Origin of the sequence: Eudoraea algarum (genome assembly GCF_050589645.1) — a bacterium.
Lineage (GTDB): Bacteria > Bacteroidota > Bacteroidia > Flavobacteriales > Flavobacteriaceae > JBNGOQ01.
Genome location: NZ_JBNGOQ010000001.1, coordinates 1226771 through 1241897 on the forward strand (window position 1 = coordinate 1226771; position 15127 = coordinate 1241897).

At 45.3% G+C, this 15127-nt stretch carries 16 protein-coding genes; 11 read left to right on the forward strand and 5 right to left on the reverse strand.

The genetic code is table 11. The features are described 5' to 3' along the window. The first annotated feature begins 77 nt into the window (after nt 1-77). The 6 genes from ACRD67_RS05700 to ACRD67_RS05725 all read left to right on the forward strand — a co-directional run bounded on the left by ACRD67_RS05700 (nt 78) and on the right by ACRD67_RS05725 (nt 5461). On the forward strand, nt 78-824 hold the full coding sequence (locus ACRD67_RS05700; protein ID WP_430966075.1) for a carboxypeptidase-like regulatory domain-containing protein: 747 nt from the start codon (nt 78-80) through the stop codon (nt 822-824). Further along, the gene (locus tag ACRD67_RS05705) at nt 811-1593 is read left to right on the forward strand and encodes a carboxypeptidase-like regulatory domain-containing protein (protein ID WP_430966076.1); all 783 of its coding nucleotides are present in this window, start codon (nt 811-813) and stop codon (nt 1591-1593) included. Before ACRD67_RS05700 ends, ACRD67_RS05705 begins: the two co-directional genes overlap by 14 nt. A 53-nt stretch (nt 1594-1646) precedes the next feature. Continuing rightward, nucleotides 1647-2153: a DUF6702 family protein gene (locus ACRD67_RS05710; RefSeq protein ID WP_430966077.1), complete on the forward strand. Its 507-nt coding sequence runs from the start codon at nt 1647-1649 to the stop codon at nt 2151-2153. Between the two features lie 62 nt (nt 2154-2215). Next, the gene (locus tag ACRD67_RS05715) at nt 2216-4525 is read left to right on the forward strand and encodes a M1 family metallopeptidase (protein WP_430966078.1); all 2310 of its coding nucleotides are present in this window, start codon (nt 2216-2218) and stop codon (nt 4523-4525) included. Between the two features lie 92 nt (nt 4526-4617). Next, nucleotides 4618-4899 (forward strand): Sec-independent protein translocase subunit TatA/TatB, encoded by a 282-nt coding sequence (locus ACRD67_RS05720; protein ID WP_430966079.1) that lies wholly within the window; start codon nt 4618-4620, stop codon nt 4897-4899. A gap of 1 nt (nt 4900) precedes the next feature. Further along, nucleotides 4901-5461: a phosphatase PAP2 family protein gene (locus tag ACRD67_RS05725; RefSeq protein ID WP_430966080.1), complete on the forward strand. Its 561-nt coding sequence runs from the start codon at nt 4901-4903 to the stop codon at nt 5459-5461. Here the strand turns inward: ACRD67_RS05725 and ACRD67_RS05730 are convergent. Next, nucleotides 5439-6080, reverse strand: a complete 642-nt coding sequence (locus ACRD67_RS05730; protein ID WP_430966081.1) for an O-methyltransferase — start codon at nt 6078-6080, stop codon at nt 5439-5441. The two genes, ACRD67_RS05725 and ACRD67_RS05730, sit on opposite strands and share 23 nt — an antisense overlap. Before the next feature lie 71 nt (nt 6081-6151). Between ACRD67_RS05730 and ACRD67_RS05735 the strand changes: the two genes are divergently transcribed. Beyond that, nucleotides 6152-6622 (forward strand): GNAT family N-acetyltransferase, encoded by a 471-nt coding sequence (locus ACRD67_RS05735; protein ID WP_430966082.1) that lies wholly within the window; start codon nt 6152-6154, stop codon nt 6620-6622. 55 nt (nt 6623-6677) lie between these two features. Beyond that, nucleotides 6678-7946: a kynureninase gene (gene kynU, locus ACRD67_RS05740; protein WP_430966083.1), complete on the forward strand. Its 1269-nt coding sequence runs from the start codon at nt 6678-6680 to the stop codon at nt 7944-7946. A gap of 1 nt (nt 7947) precedes the next feature. Here the strand turns inward: kynU and ACRD67_RS05745 are convergent, their stop codons facing one another. Next, nucleotides 7948-8808, reverse strand: coding sequence for an AraC family transcriptional regulator (locus ACRD67_RS05745; RefSeq protein ID WP_430966084.1), 861 nt, complete (start codon nt 8806-8808; stop codon nt 7948-7950). A gap of 216 nt (nt 8809-9024) precedes the next feature. On the opposite strand from ACRD67_RS05745, the gene ACRD67_RS05750 reads away from it, so the two are divergent. Beyond that, nucleotides 9025-10173 (forward strand): MFS transporter, encoded by a 1149-nt coding sequence (locus tag ACRD67_RS05750; RefSeq protein WP_430966085.1) that lies wholly within the window; start codon nt 9025-9027, stop codon nt 10171-10173. Nucleotides 10174-10185: 12 nt separating this feature from the next. Here the strand turns inward: ACRD67_RS05750 and ACRD67_RS05755 are convergent, their stop codons facing one another. Beyond that, nucleotides 10186-10866 carry a hypothetical protein gene (locus tag ACRD67_RS05755; RefSeq protein ID WP_430966086.1) on the reverse strand — a complete coding sequence of 227 codons (681 nt, stop codon included), beginning with the start codon at nt 10864-10866 and terminating at the stop codon, nt 10186-10188. Nucleotides 10867-10986: 120 nt separating this feature from the next. Here ACRD67_RS05755 and ACRD67_RS05760 point away from each other — a divergent pair, with 120 nt between their 5' ends. Next, nucleotides 10987-11535 carry a ClpP family protease gene (locus ACRD67_RS05760; RefSeq protein WP_430966087.1) on the forward strand — a complete coding sequence of 183 codons (549 nt, stop codon included), beginning with the start codon at nt 10987-10989 and terminating at the stop codon, nt 11533-11535. Nucleotides 11536-11791: 256 nt separating this feature from the next. Further along, a complete protein-coding gene (locus tag ACRD67_RS05765; protein ID WP_430966088.1) occupies nt 11792-13138 on the forward strand; it encodes an FAD-dependent oxidoreductase in 1347 nt (448 codons plus the stop codon). Between the two features lie 106 nt (nt 13139-13244). Here the strand turns inward: ACRD67_RS05765 and ACRD67_RS05770 are convergent, their stop codons facing one another. Continuing rightward, a complete protein-coding gene (locus ACRD67_RS05770; protein ID WP_430966089.1) occupies nt 13245-14024 on the reverse strand; it encodes a zinc ribbon domain-containing protein in 780 nt (259 codons plus the stop codon). 2 nt (nt 14025-14026) lie between these two features. After that, nucleotides 14027-15121, reverse strand: a complete 1095-nt coding sequence (locus ACRD67_RS05775) for a Nif3-like dinuclear metal center hexameric protein (RefSeq protein ID WP_430966090.1) — start codon at nt 15119-15121, stop codon at nt 14027-14029. Nucleotides 15122-15127: the final 6 nt, after the last annotated feature.

The following is a 15127-nucleotide window of genomic DNA, read 5'->3' on the forward strand; positions in this document are numbered from 1 at the left end:
GTAGGACGGGCAACGGTAGAGATGCTGAAATTTGTTGTAAATTGACTTCCCTTTAGATCGGTTTCAAACTAGCACCAATGAAAAATCAACTTCTCCTTCTCCTTTCTTTTTTATGCCTCGGCCTTGTATCCGGACAGGACGATGGGCGTCAACTCTTACGGGGAAAAGTACTTTACCGCAACAGCAATGTACCCAATGAGAATGTCATCAATACCACTTCGGACAGGGCCACCATTACCAACGAGAACGGCCAGTTTGCCATTCGCGTCAAAGAAGGCGATGAGCTTGCATTTATGGCGATCAATTACCAATTGCAGATTGTTAAGATTACCCCTGAAATATTGAAAAACAACAGATTGGTGGTAGAGGTAAATGAAAAGGTGACCGAGCTGGACGAGGTCGTGGTGAGTCCGGAAAACCAGAAGAAATTTCTGGAAGTGCAGAATGAGGACTTCAAACAATACGAATACGAAACGGATCGCTCCACAGAAGTAATCAATGTAGCCGAATCACAGACCACTAGGGGTATGCGGGACGGCATCAATTTTGTGAATATCTTTAGGGCCCTGGTGCGCTCCAACAAGGACAAGACCCAAGCACGGGCACCCCTTAAGGTAAGCGAGGTGTTACGGCAGGTATACGACGATGAGTTTTTTGTGGTCGATCTTAGGATCCCACAGGACAAAATAGATAACTTTCTATATTATTGCGATGCCCAGATGCCCGCACAGTCCCTCTTAAAAAGGGATAATGAATTTCAATTGATTGATTTTCTGGTTTCACATAGCAAAAAGTATTTAAAGGAATTGAATGAAGAAAAGTAGCCTTCTAGGGATATACTTTTTTTTAGCCTGTTTTTGTTCACAGGCACAAACACTGTTCAGTACCAACCTACAGGGAAAAGTAGTTAGCGAGACCAAGGATATTGCCGATGTGCATGTCCTGAACACTACCACTAAAAAGGCGACGATTACCAACGCCTATGGGTATTTTTCCATTCCGGTTCGGTTACATGATACGCTGGTGTTTTCGGCCGTGCAGTTTAAGCGTAAGGAGATGGTCATAAGCGCGTCCGTGCTGGAGAGCAAGATTGTTTTTGTTACCCTGGAAGAAGGATTGACGGAATTGGACGAGGTGGTGGTCATGCCTTATAACCTATCGGGAACCCTGGACCAGGATGTAGAAAATTTGGAAACGGAACCCGTGGTCACCGCATCTACCCTAGGGCTTCCCAACGCCTATGTAAAACCACCGACAAAGGCGGAACGTGAGTTGTACGAAGCTGTCTCGGGGGCCGGACTAGTTCCCCTAAACCCCATTCTCAATGCCCTGAGCGGGCGGACGAAAATGTTGAAGAAAAGATTGGCCAGGGACAAAAAGTATGCGCGAACGGGTCGGGTACGTGCCTTTTATGCCGATTCACTCTTTATCGGTGAACTGAAAATTCCGGAAGCCAAAATAGACGACTTCATGTATTTTTGCGAAGTGGATACGGAGTTCAGTGCGCTTGTGGATACTCATGACCGACTTAAAATCTGGAGCTTTTTGCGACAAAAAAGTGTCGCTTACCGAGAAAATAATGGCCTGGAATGAATCGATATTTTTTGGCACAGGGATTGCATACTTTTGAACGATAGATAGGGAAAATGAAAAATTTAAAAAAGGGACTTTTAATTTTAGCACTGCCTTTGGTCGCTTTCACGACTGCTCATAAATTTTATGTCAGTGTTACCAATATTAACTATTCGGACAAGGACGATGCGCTGCAGATAACTACCCGGATCTTCATAGATGATTTTGAACAGGTCTTGGAGGAACGTTACGGCTTTACGGCCCAGTTGGCCACAGATGAGGAATCCACTGCTGCCAATACCTATATCGAAAAATACCTTCGCGCCAAATTTGTACTTCAAATCGATGGGGAGAACCGGAGCTTTGTTTTTTTGGGAAAGAAATACGATAACGATGTAATGGTGTGTTATCTGGAAATTCCCGAAGTGCAATTCGAGAAGGTGAAATCCATTGAAGTACAGAATGAAATTCTGACCGACCTTTTTGATGAACAACAGAATATCGTGCACTTTAAATTAAAGGGGAAGAAAAAAAGTTTCGTACTCGTCCGGGAGAATAATAAAGGAATGTTAAACTTATAACATTTATTAACAGTTCGTTAAAAAAATATTATTTTTCGTCGACTAAAAATATAAGTAAAAAAATGAATAAAATTAAGTATTGTTTTGCCTCCCTATTGTTCCTATTTGCGGCGACCGTTGTAGCACAGGATGGAGAGAAGGAAGAAAAAGAACCTGGCCATTACAACCAGAGCAAGTTTAAGCAGTTGTATGAAGAGTTTTCAACTCCCAATACCTACCGATCTGCCTCCGGCGCCCCCGGCCCCGACTACTACCAGCAACAGGCCGATTACAAAATGGATATTGAATTGGATGATAAAAATTCCAGACTATATGGGGAAGAAACCATCACCTATACAAACAACTCCCCGGACGATTTGGAATTCCTATGGGTGCAGTTAGATCAGAATGTAAGGGCCAAGGATTCCAAATCCCCACTTCGCAACGGGGGCGGTGTGCCCATAGCTTCCCAAGCGGGCGGTTTTGTGCAGACCTATATGACAGAGCCTTTTGATGGCGGATTTAATATTGATTACGTAAGGGATGCCAATGGAAGGCCCCTATCGTACACCGTTAACCAGACCATGATGCGGATCAATATTCCGCAGCCCCTGCGCAGCAAGGAACAAATATCGTTTTCGATAAAATGGAATTACAACATCCCGGATCACACAGTGAATCGGGCACGATCAGGGTTCGAATATTTTCCCAAAGATGGGAACAAGGCCTACGTCATTGCCCAGTTTTTTCCAAGGATGGCCGTTTATAGCGACGTGGAAGGATGGCAGAACCATCAATTCTGGGGTAGTGGCGAGTTTGCCTTGCCCTTTGGTGATTATGAAGTGAACATTACGGTGCCCGCCGACCACATTTTAGATGGAACGGGCGAACTTCAAAATAGAAAGGAAGTATTCTCAAAGGAAATGATGAAGCGTTATGAGCAGGCCAAAAAGTCCTATGACAAGCCTGTGCTTATCGTAACCCAGGAAGAAGCAGAAGCTGCCGAAAAAGGTTTTTCGGAGAAGAAGCAGACATGGCGATTGAAGGCCAAAAATGTGCGGGATTTTGGTTTTGCATCTTCCCGAAAGTTTATTTGGGATATGCAGGCCGTTAAATTGGGAAGCCGAGATGTTATGGCGGTTTCCATGTATCCCAAGGAAGGGAATCCGCTATGGGAAGAGCTTTCCACAAAAGCAGTAGTGGGTACCTTAAAGTCTTATTCGGAACACACCTTTGACTATCCTTATCACAAAGCCATTTCGGTACATGCCAAGAATCAGGGCATGGAATATCCCATGATCTGCTGGAATTACGGTCGGCCCAACGAGGACGGTACCTATTCGGATCGCGTAAAATATGGAATGATCAGTGTGATTATCCATGAGATAGGACATAATTTTTTCCCCATGATCGTGAATTCCGATGAGCGACAATGGGGCTGGATGGATGAAGGCTTGGATACCTTTATGCAATATATCGCGGAACAGGAATTTGGAGAGGCCAATCCTGAGGTGATTGCCCCAAATAACAAATACCCATCCCGGAGGGGAGAACCTTCCAAGATCGTGCCGTATATGAGTGGGGACCAAAGTACCATAGCACCTATTATGTCCAATCCGGAAAATGTGTATAAATTGGGCCCGAACGCCTATGGGAAACCGGCTACCGCTTTGAACATACTTCGGGAAACGGTAATGGGTAAGGAATTGTTCGATCATGCCTTTAAGACCTATGCCAATAGGTGGAAATTTAAGCATCCCACCCCGGAGGATTTCTTCCGTACTATGGAAGACGCTTCGGCGGTTGATCTGGATTGGTATTGGAGAGGCTGGTTCTATACCACGGATTATGTGGATATCGGGGTAAAAGGTGTTAAAAAATACTATGTTTCCAACAAGCCTACCAAACAGATGGAAGAATATATGGCAGCCCGAAACCTCACCGAGGCCGATTTTCCACCCTTGGTATATTTGGCCGAGGAGGACAGTGAGGATTTTGACCCTGAACTCAAGGGCAAATCCCCCTCTGAATCCTCTACCACCCTCAAGGAATATATGATGGACAATATGACGGCCGAGGAAAGGGCCGAAGTTAAGGAACCCAAGTATTTTTACGAGGTAACCTTTGACAAGCCAGGCGGTATACCCATGCCTTTGATCGTGGAATACACCTATGCCGACGGCAGCAAGGAAAATGTGACCTATCCTCCCGAAATATGGAGAAAGAACGATGCCGAAGTAAAGCGCATTATTTCCTCTGAGAAGGAATTGGTAGGTATCCTTGTAGACCCCAAGGCAGAAACAGCGGATATTGATCCGGCCAACAACTCTTGGCCTAAAAAGGATGAAAAGTCGGATTTTGACTCCTTTAAGAACAACATTAAGGGAAAATAAGTCCCAAAGATATACTAAAGCCCTGCTCTTGACAGTTTTCAGGATAGCAGGGCTTTTTTTATTTAGCCATTAAACTTCACTATATTTGTTATATGTATTCATCTGTTTTCTTATTTATCAGTGGCGCTGAAATTTTCTTCATCATGTTCATTGTGGTCATGGTCTTTGGCGCGGATAAGATTCCCGGCATTGCCAAGGGTCTGGGCAAGGGGATGCGCCAACTGAAGGACGCCACGGAAGACATTAAACAGGAAATACAAAAAAGTGCCGAAAAGCAGGGTATCGATACAGATTTTACCAAGGACATCAAGAACGAAATAAACAAAGTAAAGGAGAACGTGGACGAGGTCACTGGAGTCATCAAAAGAAAATAAGATGCTCAAAAAATTGTTGGACTGGGATTCGGATACCCTCATTTATCTGAACAATCTGGGTGTAGAACAATACGATACGTTTTGGTCCTCCGTTACCAATATTTCCACCTGGATTCCCCTTTTTCTCCTATTTGCTTTGCTTCTTTTTGTAAAATACCCGCGCAAAGAAGCTCTTTATAGGGCACTCACCGTCATTTTACTCGCCATTTTTATCACGGTTTTTACCAATTTGGTCAAAGATGGGGTGGGCAGGGTCCGGCCCAATAACGATGAAGAAATCAATATGCTTATCCGGGTGCTCCGGGAGCCTCAAAGTTTCAGTTTTTTTTCCGGCCATGCGGCCAGCTCCTTTTCCATATGCACTTTGGTAGTACTCTTCCTAAGAAAAAAGACCAACTTGGCGTGGGCCTTCTACCTCTGGCCCGTACTTTTTGCCTATAGTCGAATCTATATCGGTGTACATTACCCTGTGGATATCCTGGTGGGCGCCACGGTAGGCGCGCTCACAGGGTATTTGTTTTATCTTTCGTATAACCGGATCAGCGCACCCTACTTAGGGTAAGTCCGTCCCGTATGGGGAGCAATACGGTCGCTACCCGGTCATCTTCCTTGAGCAACCTATTGTAGTCCAACAATGCTTTTGTGGCCTTATCGTCCTTGGTCACGGCTTCCACGACCTTTCCCGACCAAAGCACATTGTCCGATAAAATGAGGCTCCCAGGCCTGGTCTTTTTCAATACGCACTCAAAGTAGTCCACATATTGCGTTTTCTCTGCATCGATGAAAACTAGGTCAAATACGGTTTGCATTTTCGGAATAATATCCAGGGCATTGCCCACATGTTGCACAATCTGGCTCCCATAGCCGCTTTTGTCAAAATAACGTCGCTGTATTTCCAATAGTTCCTCGTTGATATCGATAGTGTGGAGTTGTCCGTCAGCACCAAGGCCTTCGGCCAAACAGAGGGCAGAATAACCTGTGTAGGTACCAATTTCCAGGATGTTTGTCGGGCCACAGATTTTTGACAACATGCTCAACACCCTGCCTTGAAAATGCCCGGTAATCATTCGAGGCTGCAGCACCTTCAGGTGGGTTTCCCTGGTAAGTTCCTGGAGTAGGGGCGGTTCCGTTTCGGAATGATCCAGAATATATTTTTCTATCGCTTTAGGCAAAAAGTGCATGGCTGTTTTCTTTTAGATTTCTATAAATATATAGTACTTTAGAATAGGTATCCAAATAGTATACATCAGGTATGGAAAAAATTGAAGTACGTTTGGCTTTGTTGGAAGACTTGGAGGTCTTGCTGGACTTTGAACAGGGCATCATACAGGCAGAAAGGCCTTTTGATCCCACCTTGCGGGAAGACCCTATACATTATTACGATCTTAAGGAAATGATTTTGTCCGACAGGGCCCATGTGGTGATCGCCGAAAGCGCTGGCCAAATTGTGGGTTCGGGATATGCCGTGGTCAAAAAGGCGCGACCCTATCTGGACCATAGGGAATTTAGTTATCTCGGGTTTATGTACACCGCTCCTGAATTCAGGGGGAAGGGGGTGAACCGCAAAATTATTCAGGTCCTGAAGGATTGGTCCATGCAAAGAGGGCTCCAAGAGATTCGCCTAACCGTTTATGTAGATAACCTTCCCGCGATAAAGGCCTATGAAAAGGTGGGCTTTAAACAGCATATGATCGAGATGCGCCTAGATCGGGAGCAACTTTAATATGGGTGTTATACGTATCCTATTTTGATGTTGTACTTTTGAACAAAACCATACTATGCAATTCGAGAACACGCTGGTCTTTGCCCAACAAATGGACGCCAAGGACCCCCTCCGGAGCTATCGGGACGAATTTCATTTCCCCAAGGTAAAGGGGAAGGAGGTTATCTATTTTACAGGAAATTCCTTGGGGTTGCAGCCCAAGCGCACCCAGAAATTTGTGGATAGCGTGATGACCGACTGGAAAGAGTTGGCCGTGGAAGGACATTTTCAAGGGGAGAAGCCCTGGTGGGACTATCACGAGCGACTGGCAGCTCCGTTGGCCCGTGTGGTGGGCGCCAAAACCAGGGAAGTAACCGTTATGAATACGCTTACCGTAAACCTGCACCTGCTCATGGTATCCTTTTACAGACCTACCCAAAAGCGGTATAAGATTATCTGTGAGGAAAAAGCATTTCCTTCCGATCAATATATGTTGCAGAGCCAGTTGCGTTTTCACGGATTGGACCCTAAGGAGGCGCTTATCGAGATAAAGAAAAGGGAAGGGGAGCATTTTTGGAGAACCGAGGATATCTTGGCCAAAATTGAGGAGGTTGGCGATGCGCTGGCACTGGTCCTTATAGGCGGAGTAAACTATTACAACGGTCAGGTCCTGGCCATGGAGTCCATAACAAAGGCTGGAAAATCGGCCGGGGCCGTGGTGGGGTGGGATTTGGCCCATGCCGCGGGCAATGTGCATCTGGACCTGCATAAATGGGATGTAGACTTTGCCTCCTGGTGCAGTTATAAGTACATGAATAGCGGCCCGGGAAATGCCTCGGGGGTCTTTATAAATGAACGTCATCTAAACAACAAGGACCTTCCCCGCTTCGAAGGCTGGTGGGGCACCAAAAAAGAAACGCGGTTTTTGATGAAGCCCGAGTTTGAGCCCATGGATTCGGCAGATGCCTGGCAAATTAGCAATGTTCCCGTGCTTTCCGTAGCGCCCTACCTAGCTTCCTTGGAGCTTTTTGACGAGGTGGGCATGGAAGCCCTTATAGCGAAAAGAAAGATCCTTACCGCTTATTTGGAGTTTGTCCTGCACGCCATTGATGCTGAGGTCGACAGTTCGTTCGAAATTATTACCCCGGAGGAGCGGGGATGCCAATTGTCTGTTTTTTTGCACGGGGAGGGGAGGGCACTCTTCGATTATCTCATGGAGAACGGGGTGATTACCGATTGGCGAGAACCTAATGTCATTCGCCTGGCACCGGCCCCTTTTTATTGCTCTTTTGAGGATATGTACCGTTTTGGCCAGATATTGAAACAAGGTATTCTCGGCGACTGACCTATGCACTCAAAGCCTTGTGTCGAAGATAGTCGGTTGGAGCAAACTTCTGGTATTTTTTGAACTGCCTTGTAAAATAGGAGGGATCGTTAAAACCACATTGGTACATGACCTGTGAGACGGAGCTTAGGTTCCCGTCAAAGAGTTCCTTGGCCTTTCTTACCCGGAACTCGTTTACAAACTGAATAAAGGACTGGTTGGTCATCTTTTTAAAAAACCGACAAAATGAATTGGTGGTAAGGCCCACCTTTGCTGCTATTTCCGATGTGCTTAAGTGACCCGCAAAATGGGCGTTGACATGCTCAAATATGAACTCGAGCCGGTCTATTTCATCGGTTTTGAATGCCGAAGGTTCACGCTTCTGAAACTGGGAGCTATAGCTTTTTGTCTTTGCCAACTGCTGCAGGATATAAAGAAGGTTAAGCAATTTTTCAGTAGCATCGAGCTGCTCAAATGCCTCAAAACGCGCCGAGAGTTTAGCCTTCACCTCCGGATCAAAAAGCAACACGTTTTTGGAACGGCGGATTAGCCTAACGATGTGTCTAAATTCAGTAAAGTGGCTGAGCTTTTCTTCGATAAATTCATTGCCAAATTGAACCACCACCTCCATATTGTTCCCGTAGACCTTGTTCCCAAAATCGGCATGGGGAATGTTACCCGCCAAAAAAACCAGGACTCCATCGGAATACGGAATCGAGTGGGTATCTATTTGCAAGGTGCCACGCCCATTCTTTATGTAGACCAATTCGTATTCGGGGTGAATGTGCCAATTGGCCGATTCACAGCCATCATCCTGGGTGTACGTTGCTATTTTCAGGGAAGCATGGATGCCTACATCCACATTTTCATAAATCGGTCGCATAAGTCAAAACTATCATAAATTTGTCAAAATCAATCATAAAAAGAACATTTTGTCTTAACAATGGAATATTTAATACTACTTTTTCCCTTTTTATCCCTGTTATTTTGTTGTAGAAATAGGAAGAATCCGTACAAGTATCCCAAAGGAGGTACTGTTGGATGTTCGTACCCTATTTACCTATTGATTGTATATTTAGTTTTATAGCCAACAGTACCTATGAAGTCGCTCGTACTCATCCTTTCCAATCCGCGTTATTTTGGCCCTGCCTGGGTATTTGCATGCCTAAATCTGCTTTTTGGCACATGGGCCATTTACATACCAAGCGTAAAGGAGAAATTGGGTATCGACAAGGCCGATCTTGGAATCGCTATTTTTTTTCTTGCCCTAGGTGTCTTCACTATTTTTCCCATTGCGGCATGGATTATAAACAGGATTGGAGTGGGCAAGGCAACCTTTTACGGGGTAATCCTAAGCGGCCTTACCGCTCTGGCACCCTTATTGGCACCCAACTATTACGTACTTATGGCCTCCCTTTTTGTTTTCGGAGCCACCAATGGTTTTACGGATATCTCCATGAATACGCTAGTGACCGAAATAGAAAAGGAAGACCGACAAAACTTCATGTCGGCCGCCCATGGGTTCTTTAGTTTGGGGGGTGTATTGGCAGGTTTGGGCAGTTTTTTGATCGTAGCGATCGGGAATCCGGCCCTTCATATGGCGTATGCAGTGGCCCTGGTCATTATTGTCAACCTATTTTTTTATAAAAAATACCTACATATTCGTGCGGCGCCGGTGGAAAAGGAGGGTTTTAGTCTTAAGTTGTTCAAGCCCCTGCTGCTTATTGGAATCGTGTCCTTTGTGGTTATGGGAAGTGAAGGAGCTGTGGTAGATTGGAGCGGTCTCTTTTTAAAAGAAGTGAGTATGGCGCCAGAGACCTTGATAGGCGCCGGGTTTTTGGCCTTTTCGGCCACCATGACCTTGGGTAGGTTCTTAGGGGATAGTATCAGTGCCAAGATTGGATCTATAAAAATTGTTGGCTTGGGCAGCCTTATTGCCATCGTCGGCTATGTTCTGGTGCTGAGTACCTTGACCTACCTGGCCATTACCGGTTTTGCCCTGATCGGACTTGGTTTCTCCGTAATCATTCCCGAACTGTTTAGAATTGGCGGCAATGTTAAGGGGGTAGAATCCGCACAAGGGGTCTCCTTTATTGCAGGAACCGGCTATACTGGCTTTCTGCTGGGCCCGGTTATTTTAGGTTTCATAGCAGAGTCCTACTCCCTGGAGCTGAGCTTTATGTCCTTACTTGGTTGCTGCGTGGTAGTATTGGTCGCCACCTTTATCATGTACCGAAAAAGTCGCTAACAACAAATGCAGCTATTTGGTCTGCACCTCAATATTGGACAGATAAAGTTTAAAATTCCCCTCCGCATTTTTATGCATAGCACCTAATTTAAGACCCTTTTGATCAATGTAACCTTCCCAGGTGGTCGTCAGGGAGGCTTCGGCTTGGTTCCCTTTTCTAAAAACCCATTCTTTCAACAGATAATCATCCCCAAAATAAAAATCATAAGCGTCGCCCGGCGTATACCCGCCTTCGCTCCCATAAACAATGGTCAATTTTTGCATCGCTTGCTTACTGATCGGGGCTTGTACCTCCGTTGTGTGCTCATAGCTAATATTGTTCTTGTCCCAGACTAAATTAAAGGGCGCCAGTAGCCAATATCGGTCATTGATAAAACCGCCATTGGTCTTAAGGGCAACACTATCCATGTTCCCCCTATTGTAGCTAAGGGTATCCTGGGCTCCTATGGCCACGATATCATTGCTTTTTGGTTTCCATGTCCAGCTGCGTTCAAAATGGGTCGTATCCCTGTCCACATTAAAGGTGAACCTAATTTCGTTTACATCTTTCCAATTTTCATAACCGTGGGCAAAGGCTACTTTTTCCAAGATGGTCAGTTCCTTTTCAATTGCGGATGCTTCCGATTTTTTCTCCGTTTTACAACTTGATAAGATCAGCACACCAAGGACAAGAAGGGATACAATTTTTTTCATTTTTATGCTTTTCCACAAAGATACTCGCTTTTATAGTTTAATTCTAGAAATCGCCAGGTTTGTGGGGGTAGCATTTCCCAATAATTTGATTAATTTTGAAACCTAACAAGAAAACAAAAAATGAGTTCTAAAAAAGGAAAAGTACAGCAGGCCATTGACGAAAAATTGTTGGAGGAAAGAAAAGTATTTCTATGGGGCATGGTAGATGATGATACCGCCAAGCACGTCATAGACCGTCTGCTTTATCTAGACATGCAAAACAACAAGGAAATACAGTTGTTCATCAACAGTCCGGGAGGTTATGTTACCTCTGGCTTCGCTATGTACGATACGATCAAATCATTAAAAAGTCCGGTCTCCACGATATGTACCGGTCTGGCGGCCTCCATGGGGTCTATATTGCTTTCGGTAGGAAAGAAAGGAAGGCGCTTTATTCAACCCCATGCCCAGGTGATGATCCATCAGCCCAGTGGAGGTGCACGGGGGCAAGCTTCCAATATAGAGATTCAGGCCAAGGAAATCATAAAGACCAAAGAATTAAGCGCCAAACTCCTGTCGGAAAATTGCGGACAGGATTACGAACGCGTAATGCGGGATTTTGATAGGGATTATTGGATGAATGCTGAGGAATCTATAGCCTACGGTATCGTGGACGGTATTTTGGAATAGGGCCTTGGCCCTCATATGGAAAAAGTCCTTCGCAAACTTAATGTGAAGGACTTTTTTGGATATATATGGACGCCTAAGCGGAAAATTCATAATATATACGGGCAGAAAGGTATTCTTGGCCTTCGACGGGCTGTTAAAAAAGATATAAAATGACCGCTATGGTCTCTCCATAGCTCCTTTGTAGGGACGCTTATATCAGGAGTAATCCAATTTTATTAACTTTAGCGTTTATCCAATTCTTGGAATAATAGCACCTATGAAACCAATTTCCAAAAACATTGCCATTGTCGGATCTGGACTGGTGGGGTCACTTCTTGCACTTTATCTTAAAAAATTTGGACACTCCGTCACCGTGTTCGATCGTAGACCGGACGTACGGAAGGTAGAATTTTCGGGTCGATCCATTAATTTGGCCATGAGCAACCGAGGATGGACATCCCTTAGGGAGGTGGGCATAGAGGAAGAAATCAAAGAAATAGCCATCCCCTTGGACAAGCGGGCAATGCACGTAAATGGAAAACCGATGTATTTCCAAAAATATGGCAAGGAAGGCGAAGCCATCTGGTCCATATCGAGGGGGGTCCTGAACAGAAAGATGATCGATCTTGCCGAAGCAGCCGGAGTGGATTTCCATTTTGAGGAAAAAATATGGGACGTAAGCCTTCCCGAAGCCAAGCTTTTTTCCGGGGCTACGGAAAAAGGCGAATGGAAGGAGTACCAGTTTGATATGGTCTTTGGCTGCGATGGCGCCTTTTCAAGGATACGCCATAAGATGCAGCGCCGTAGCCGCTTTGACTATTCCCAGCGTTTTATCAATGTGGGATATAAGGAATTGTCCATTCCGCCCAATGCCGATGGGACCCATAAATTGGATAAGAATTCCTTTCATATATGGCCCAGGGGCGATTTTATGCTTATCGCCATGCCCAATTTGGACGGTAGCTTTACCTGTACCCTGTTCCTGCCCTTCGAAGGGGAGGTCTCCTTTGAAAGCCTTGGCACGGAGGCCGATGCCAAGACCTTTTTTAAGACCTATTTCCCCAATGTGACCAAGGATATCGAAAATTTGACGCGCGACTTTTTTAAAAACCCTACCAGTGCCCTGGTCACAATGAAATGTTATCCGTGGACCTATTGGGACAAGGCGGCCTTGGTGGGCGATTCGGCACATGCCGTGGTGCCCTTTTACGGACAAGGGATGAATGCCGGCTTTGAGGATATCTACGTACTTAACCGCCTGATCAAGGAAAACGGGGATGATTGGGAGAAGACCTTTCAGGAATATCAGAAGGAACGAAAACCCAATGCCGATGCCATTGCCGAACTCAGCTACCGGAATTTTATGGAAATGAGCAGCAAGACGGCGGACCCCAAATTTTTGTTGCAAAAAAAGATTGAAAAACGCTTTGCCGACAAGTACCCGGAAAAATGGATTCCGGTGTATTCCCGTGTAACCTTTTCCAATCGGCCTTATGCCGAAGCTTTGGCCATTGGGGATGCACAGGAGAAGGTTATGCAACAAGTAATGCAGATGCCCAACATAGCCGATAAATGGAACAGTAGGGAGGTAGAGGAGAAAATTTTGGGCTTGCTCCCTTCTTGATTTCGGTTGGCTACTTGCCCGAACGGATACAACCCTTACTTTGCCCGTAAATAAAAACCCCGACCAAAAGATCGAGGTTTCCCTATACTTGAATGAACTTTCCTAACTACAATTTTGAAAAGAGCTCGCCCATTTTCTGTTGTTCCTCTTCTGCCAAGGTGGGATCTACAAGGATACGCCCACTGTGCTCATCGGTAATGATTTTTTTTCTGGAGGCAATTTCTACCTGTACCTGTGGTGGTATGGTAAAGAAGGACCCTCCGGAAGCGCCACGTTCCACGGGAACTACGGCCAAACCGTTCTTGACATTGTTCCGGATGCGTTTGTAGGCCATGACCAGGCGTTCCTCAATTTGCTCCTCATATTTTTCCGACTTGGCCAAAAGCGCTTTTTCCTCTTTCTCCGTTTCCGCCAATATGGCGTCCAATTCACTCTTCTTATGCTTCAAATGGGCCTCACGTTCCGTTAAGCGTTCCTTGGTCTCTGAGACCACTTCCTTCTTCTGGTCGATCTGGGCCTTGAATTCCTTAATATTTTTTTCGGCAAGCTGTATTTCCAATTCCTGGAATTCCACTTCCTTGGTCAGCGAGTTGAACTCCCTGCTGTTACGTACATTCTTTTGCTGTTCCGCGTATTTTTTGATCAATACCTTGGATTCCTCGATCAAGTTCTTTTTGGCACCAATTTCGAAGTTGATGGTTTCCACATCGGTCTTCAACTTGTCCAGTCGCGTCTTAAGCCCAAGCACCTCATCTTCCAGATCTTCTACTTCCAAAGGTAATTCCCCGCGTACGCTGCGTATCTCGTCGACCCTAGAATCAATCAATTGCAAATCGTATAATGCCCTTAATTTTTCTTCTACCGTCGCTTCTGTTTTTTTTGCCATATTTAAAAATACTTGATGGGATTTGTAATGCTCTCCGATAAAGAGATTGCAAAATTAGGAATTTTTTTTGTAAGATGATCAACTAAAAGTTGTTTTGTAAACTGCTCAGTTTCATAGTGTCCGATGTCTGCCAGCACTATTTGGTTTTCCGCTTCGTAAAACTGATGGTACTTAAGGTCTGCGCTAATAAAAAAGTCGGCCTTTGCGGCCTTTGCGGCTGCTATGGCAAAGGCTCCGCTCCCGCCCAGGACAGCCACCCTTTTTACCTTCTTGCCCAACAGTTTGGAATGCCTTATCACCGAAACCTGCATTTTGTCCTTGATCAATTTTAAAAAGGCCTGCTCTCCCATAGGAACATGAAGCTCCCCGATCATGCCCATTCCAATTTGCTGATCGCGATTCTCCAAGGTAAAGAGTTCGTAGGCTACTTCCTCGTAAGGATGGTTTTTTAATAAGGAAGTCAGCACCTGAGCCTCATTTGCTTTCCGATAGGTTACATTAATTTGGGTCTCCTCTTCATAATGTGTCTTGCCTATGGCTCCCTTGGTAGGGTTGGCGTTTTCACCAGCTTGATAACTTCCCGTCCCCTCTGCGGTAAAGCTGCAATGGCTATAGTTGCCAATATTGCCCGCACCGGCAGCAAAAAGTGCTTCTTTCAGTACGGCGGCATCTGCTTTTGGTACATAGGTAGAGAGTTTTTTGATGGTTCCCTTTTTTGGGATAAGGATCTTACGTTTCCCTAAGCCCAACATATCGCAGATTTTTCCGTTTACGCCCTCCATGGCATTGTCCAGTGCCGTGTGCATGCTGTAAATGGCGATATTGTGCTGTATGGCCTTGATGACCACACGTTCCACATAGGTAGCTCCATTCAATTTTTTCAGACCCTGAAAAATAATGGGATGAAAACTGACAATGAGGTTGCATTTTTTGGCAATGGCCTCGTCCACCACATTTTCCAGGGTATCCAAGGTAACCAGTACACCGGACACTTCCGTATCGGCACGGCCCACTAAAAGGCCCACATTATCAAAGTCTTCTGCGTAAGCCAAAGGGGCCAATTCCTCCAGTATGGCGGTTACTTCCTTTACAATCATTTCAAA

Bases quoted from the DNA above. Each gene is read 5' to 3' on its own strand.
- ACRD67_RS05765 (WP_430966088.1), top strand. From the start codon at position 11,792: ATGAAACCAATTTCCAAAAACATTGCCATTGTCGGATCTGGACTGGTG.
- ACRD67_RS05715 (WP_430966078.1), top strand. From the start codon at position 2,216: ATGAATAAAATTAAGTATTGTTTTGCCTCCCTATTGTTCCTATTTGCG.
- ACRD67_RS05755 (WP_430966086.1), bottom strand. From the start codon at position 10,866: ATGAAAAAAATTGTATCCCTTCTTGTCCTTGGTGTGCTGATCTTATCA.
- ACRD67_RS05730 (WP_430966081.1), bottom strand. From the start codon at position 6,080: ATGCACTTTTTGCCTAAAGCGATAGAAAAATATATTCTGGATCATTCC.
- ACRD67_RS05710 (WP_430966077.1), top strand. From the start codon at position 1,647: ATGAAAAATTTAAAAAAGGGACTTTTAATTTTAGCACTGCCTTTGGTC.
- ACRD67_RS05750 (WP_430966085.1), top strand. From the start codon at position 9,025: ATGAAGTCGCTCGTACTCATCCTTTCCAATCCGCGTTATTTTGGCCCT.
- ACRD67_RS05770 (WP_430966089.1), bottom strand. From the start codon at position 14,024: ATGGCAAAAAAAACAGAAGCGACGGTAGAAGAAAAATTAAGGGCATTA.
- ACRD67_RS05720 (WP_430966079.1), top strand. From the start codon at position 4,618: ATGTATTCATCTGTTTTCTTATTTATCAGTGGCGCTGAAATTTTCTTC.
- ACRD67_RS05760 (WP_430966087.1), top strand. From the start codon at position 10,987: ATGAGTTCTAAAAAAGGAAAAGTACAGCAGGCCATTGACGAAAAATTG.
- ACRD67_RS05735 (WP_430966082.1), top strand. From the start codon at position 6,152: ATGGAAAAAATTGAAGTACGTTTGGCTTTGTTGGAAGACTTGGAGGTC.
- ACRD67_RS05700 (WP_430966075.1), top strand. From the start codon at position 78: ATGAAAAATCAACTTCTCCTTCTCCTTTCTTTTTTATGCCTCGGCCTT.
- ACRD67_RS05775 (WP_430966090.1), bottom strand. From the start codon at position 15,121: ATGATTGTAAAGGAAGTAACCGCCATACTGGAGGAATTGGCCCCTTTG.
- ACRD67_RS05745 (WP_430966084.1), bottom strand. From the start codon at position 8,808: ATGCGACCGATTTATGAAAATGTGGATGTAGGCATCCATGCTTCCCTG.
- ACRD67_RS05705 (WP_430966076.1), top strand. From the start codon at position 811: ATGAAGAAAAGTAGCCTTCTAGGGATATACTTTTTTTTAGCCTGTTTT.
- kynU (WP_430966083.1), top strand. From the start codon at position 6,678: ATGCAATTCGAGAACACGCTGGTCTTTGCCCAACAAATGGACGCCAAG.
- ACRD67_RS05725 (WP_430966080.1), top strand. From the start codon at position 4,901: ATGCTCAAAAAATTGTTGGACTGGGATTCGGATACCCTCATTTATCTG.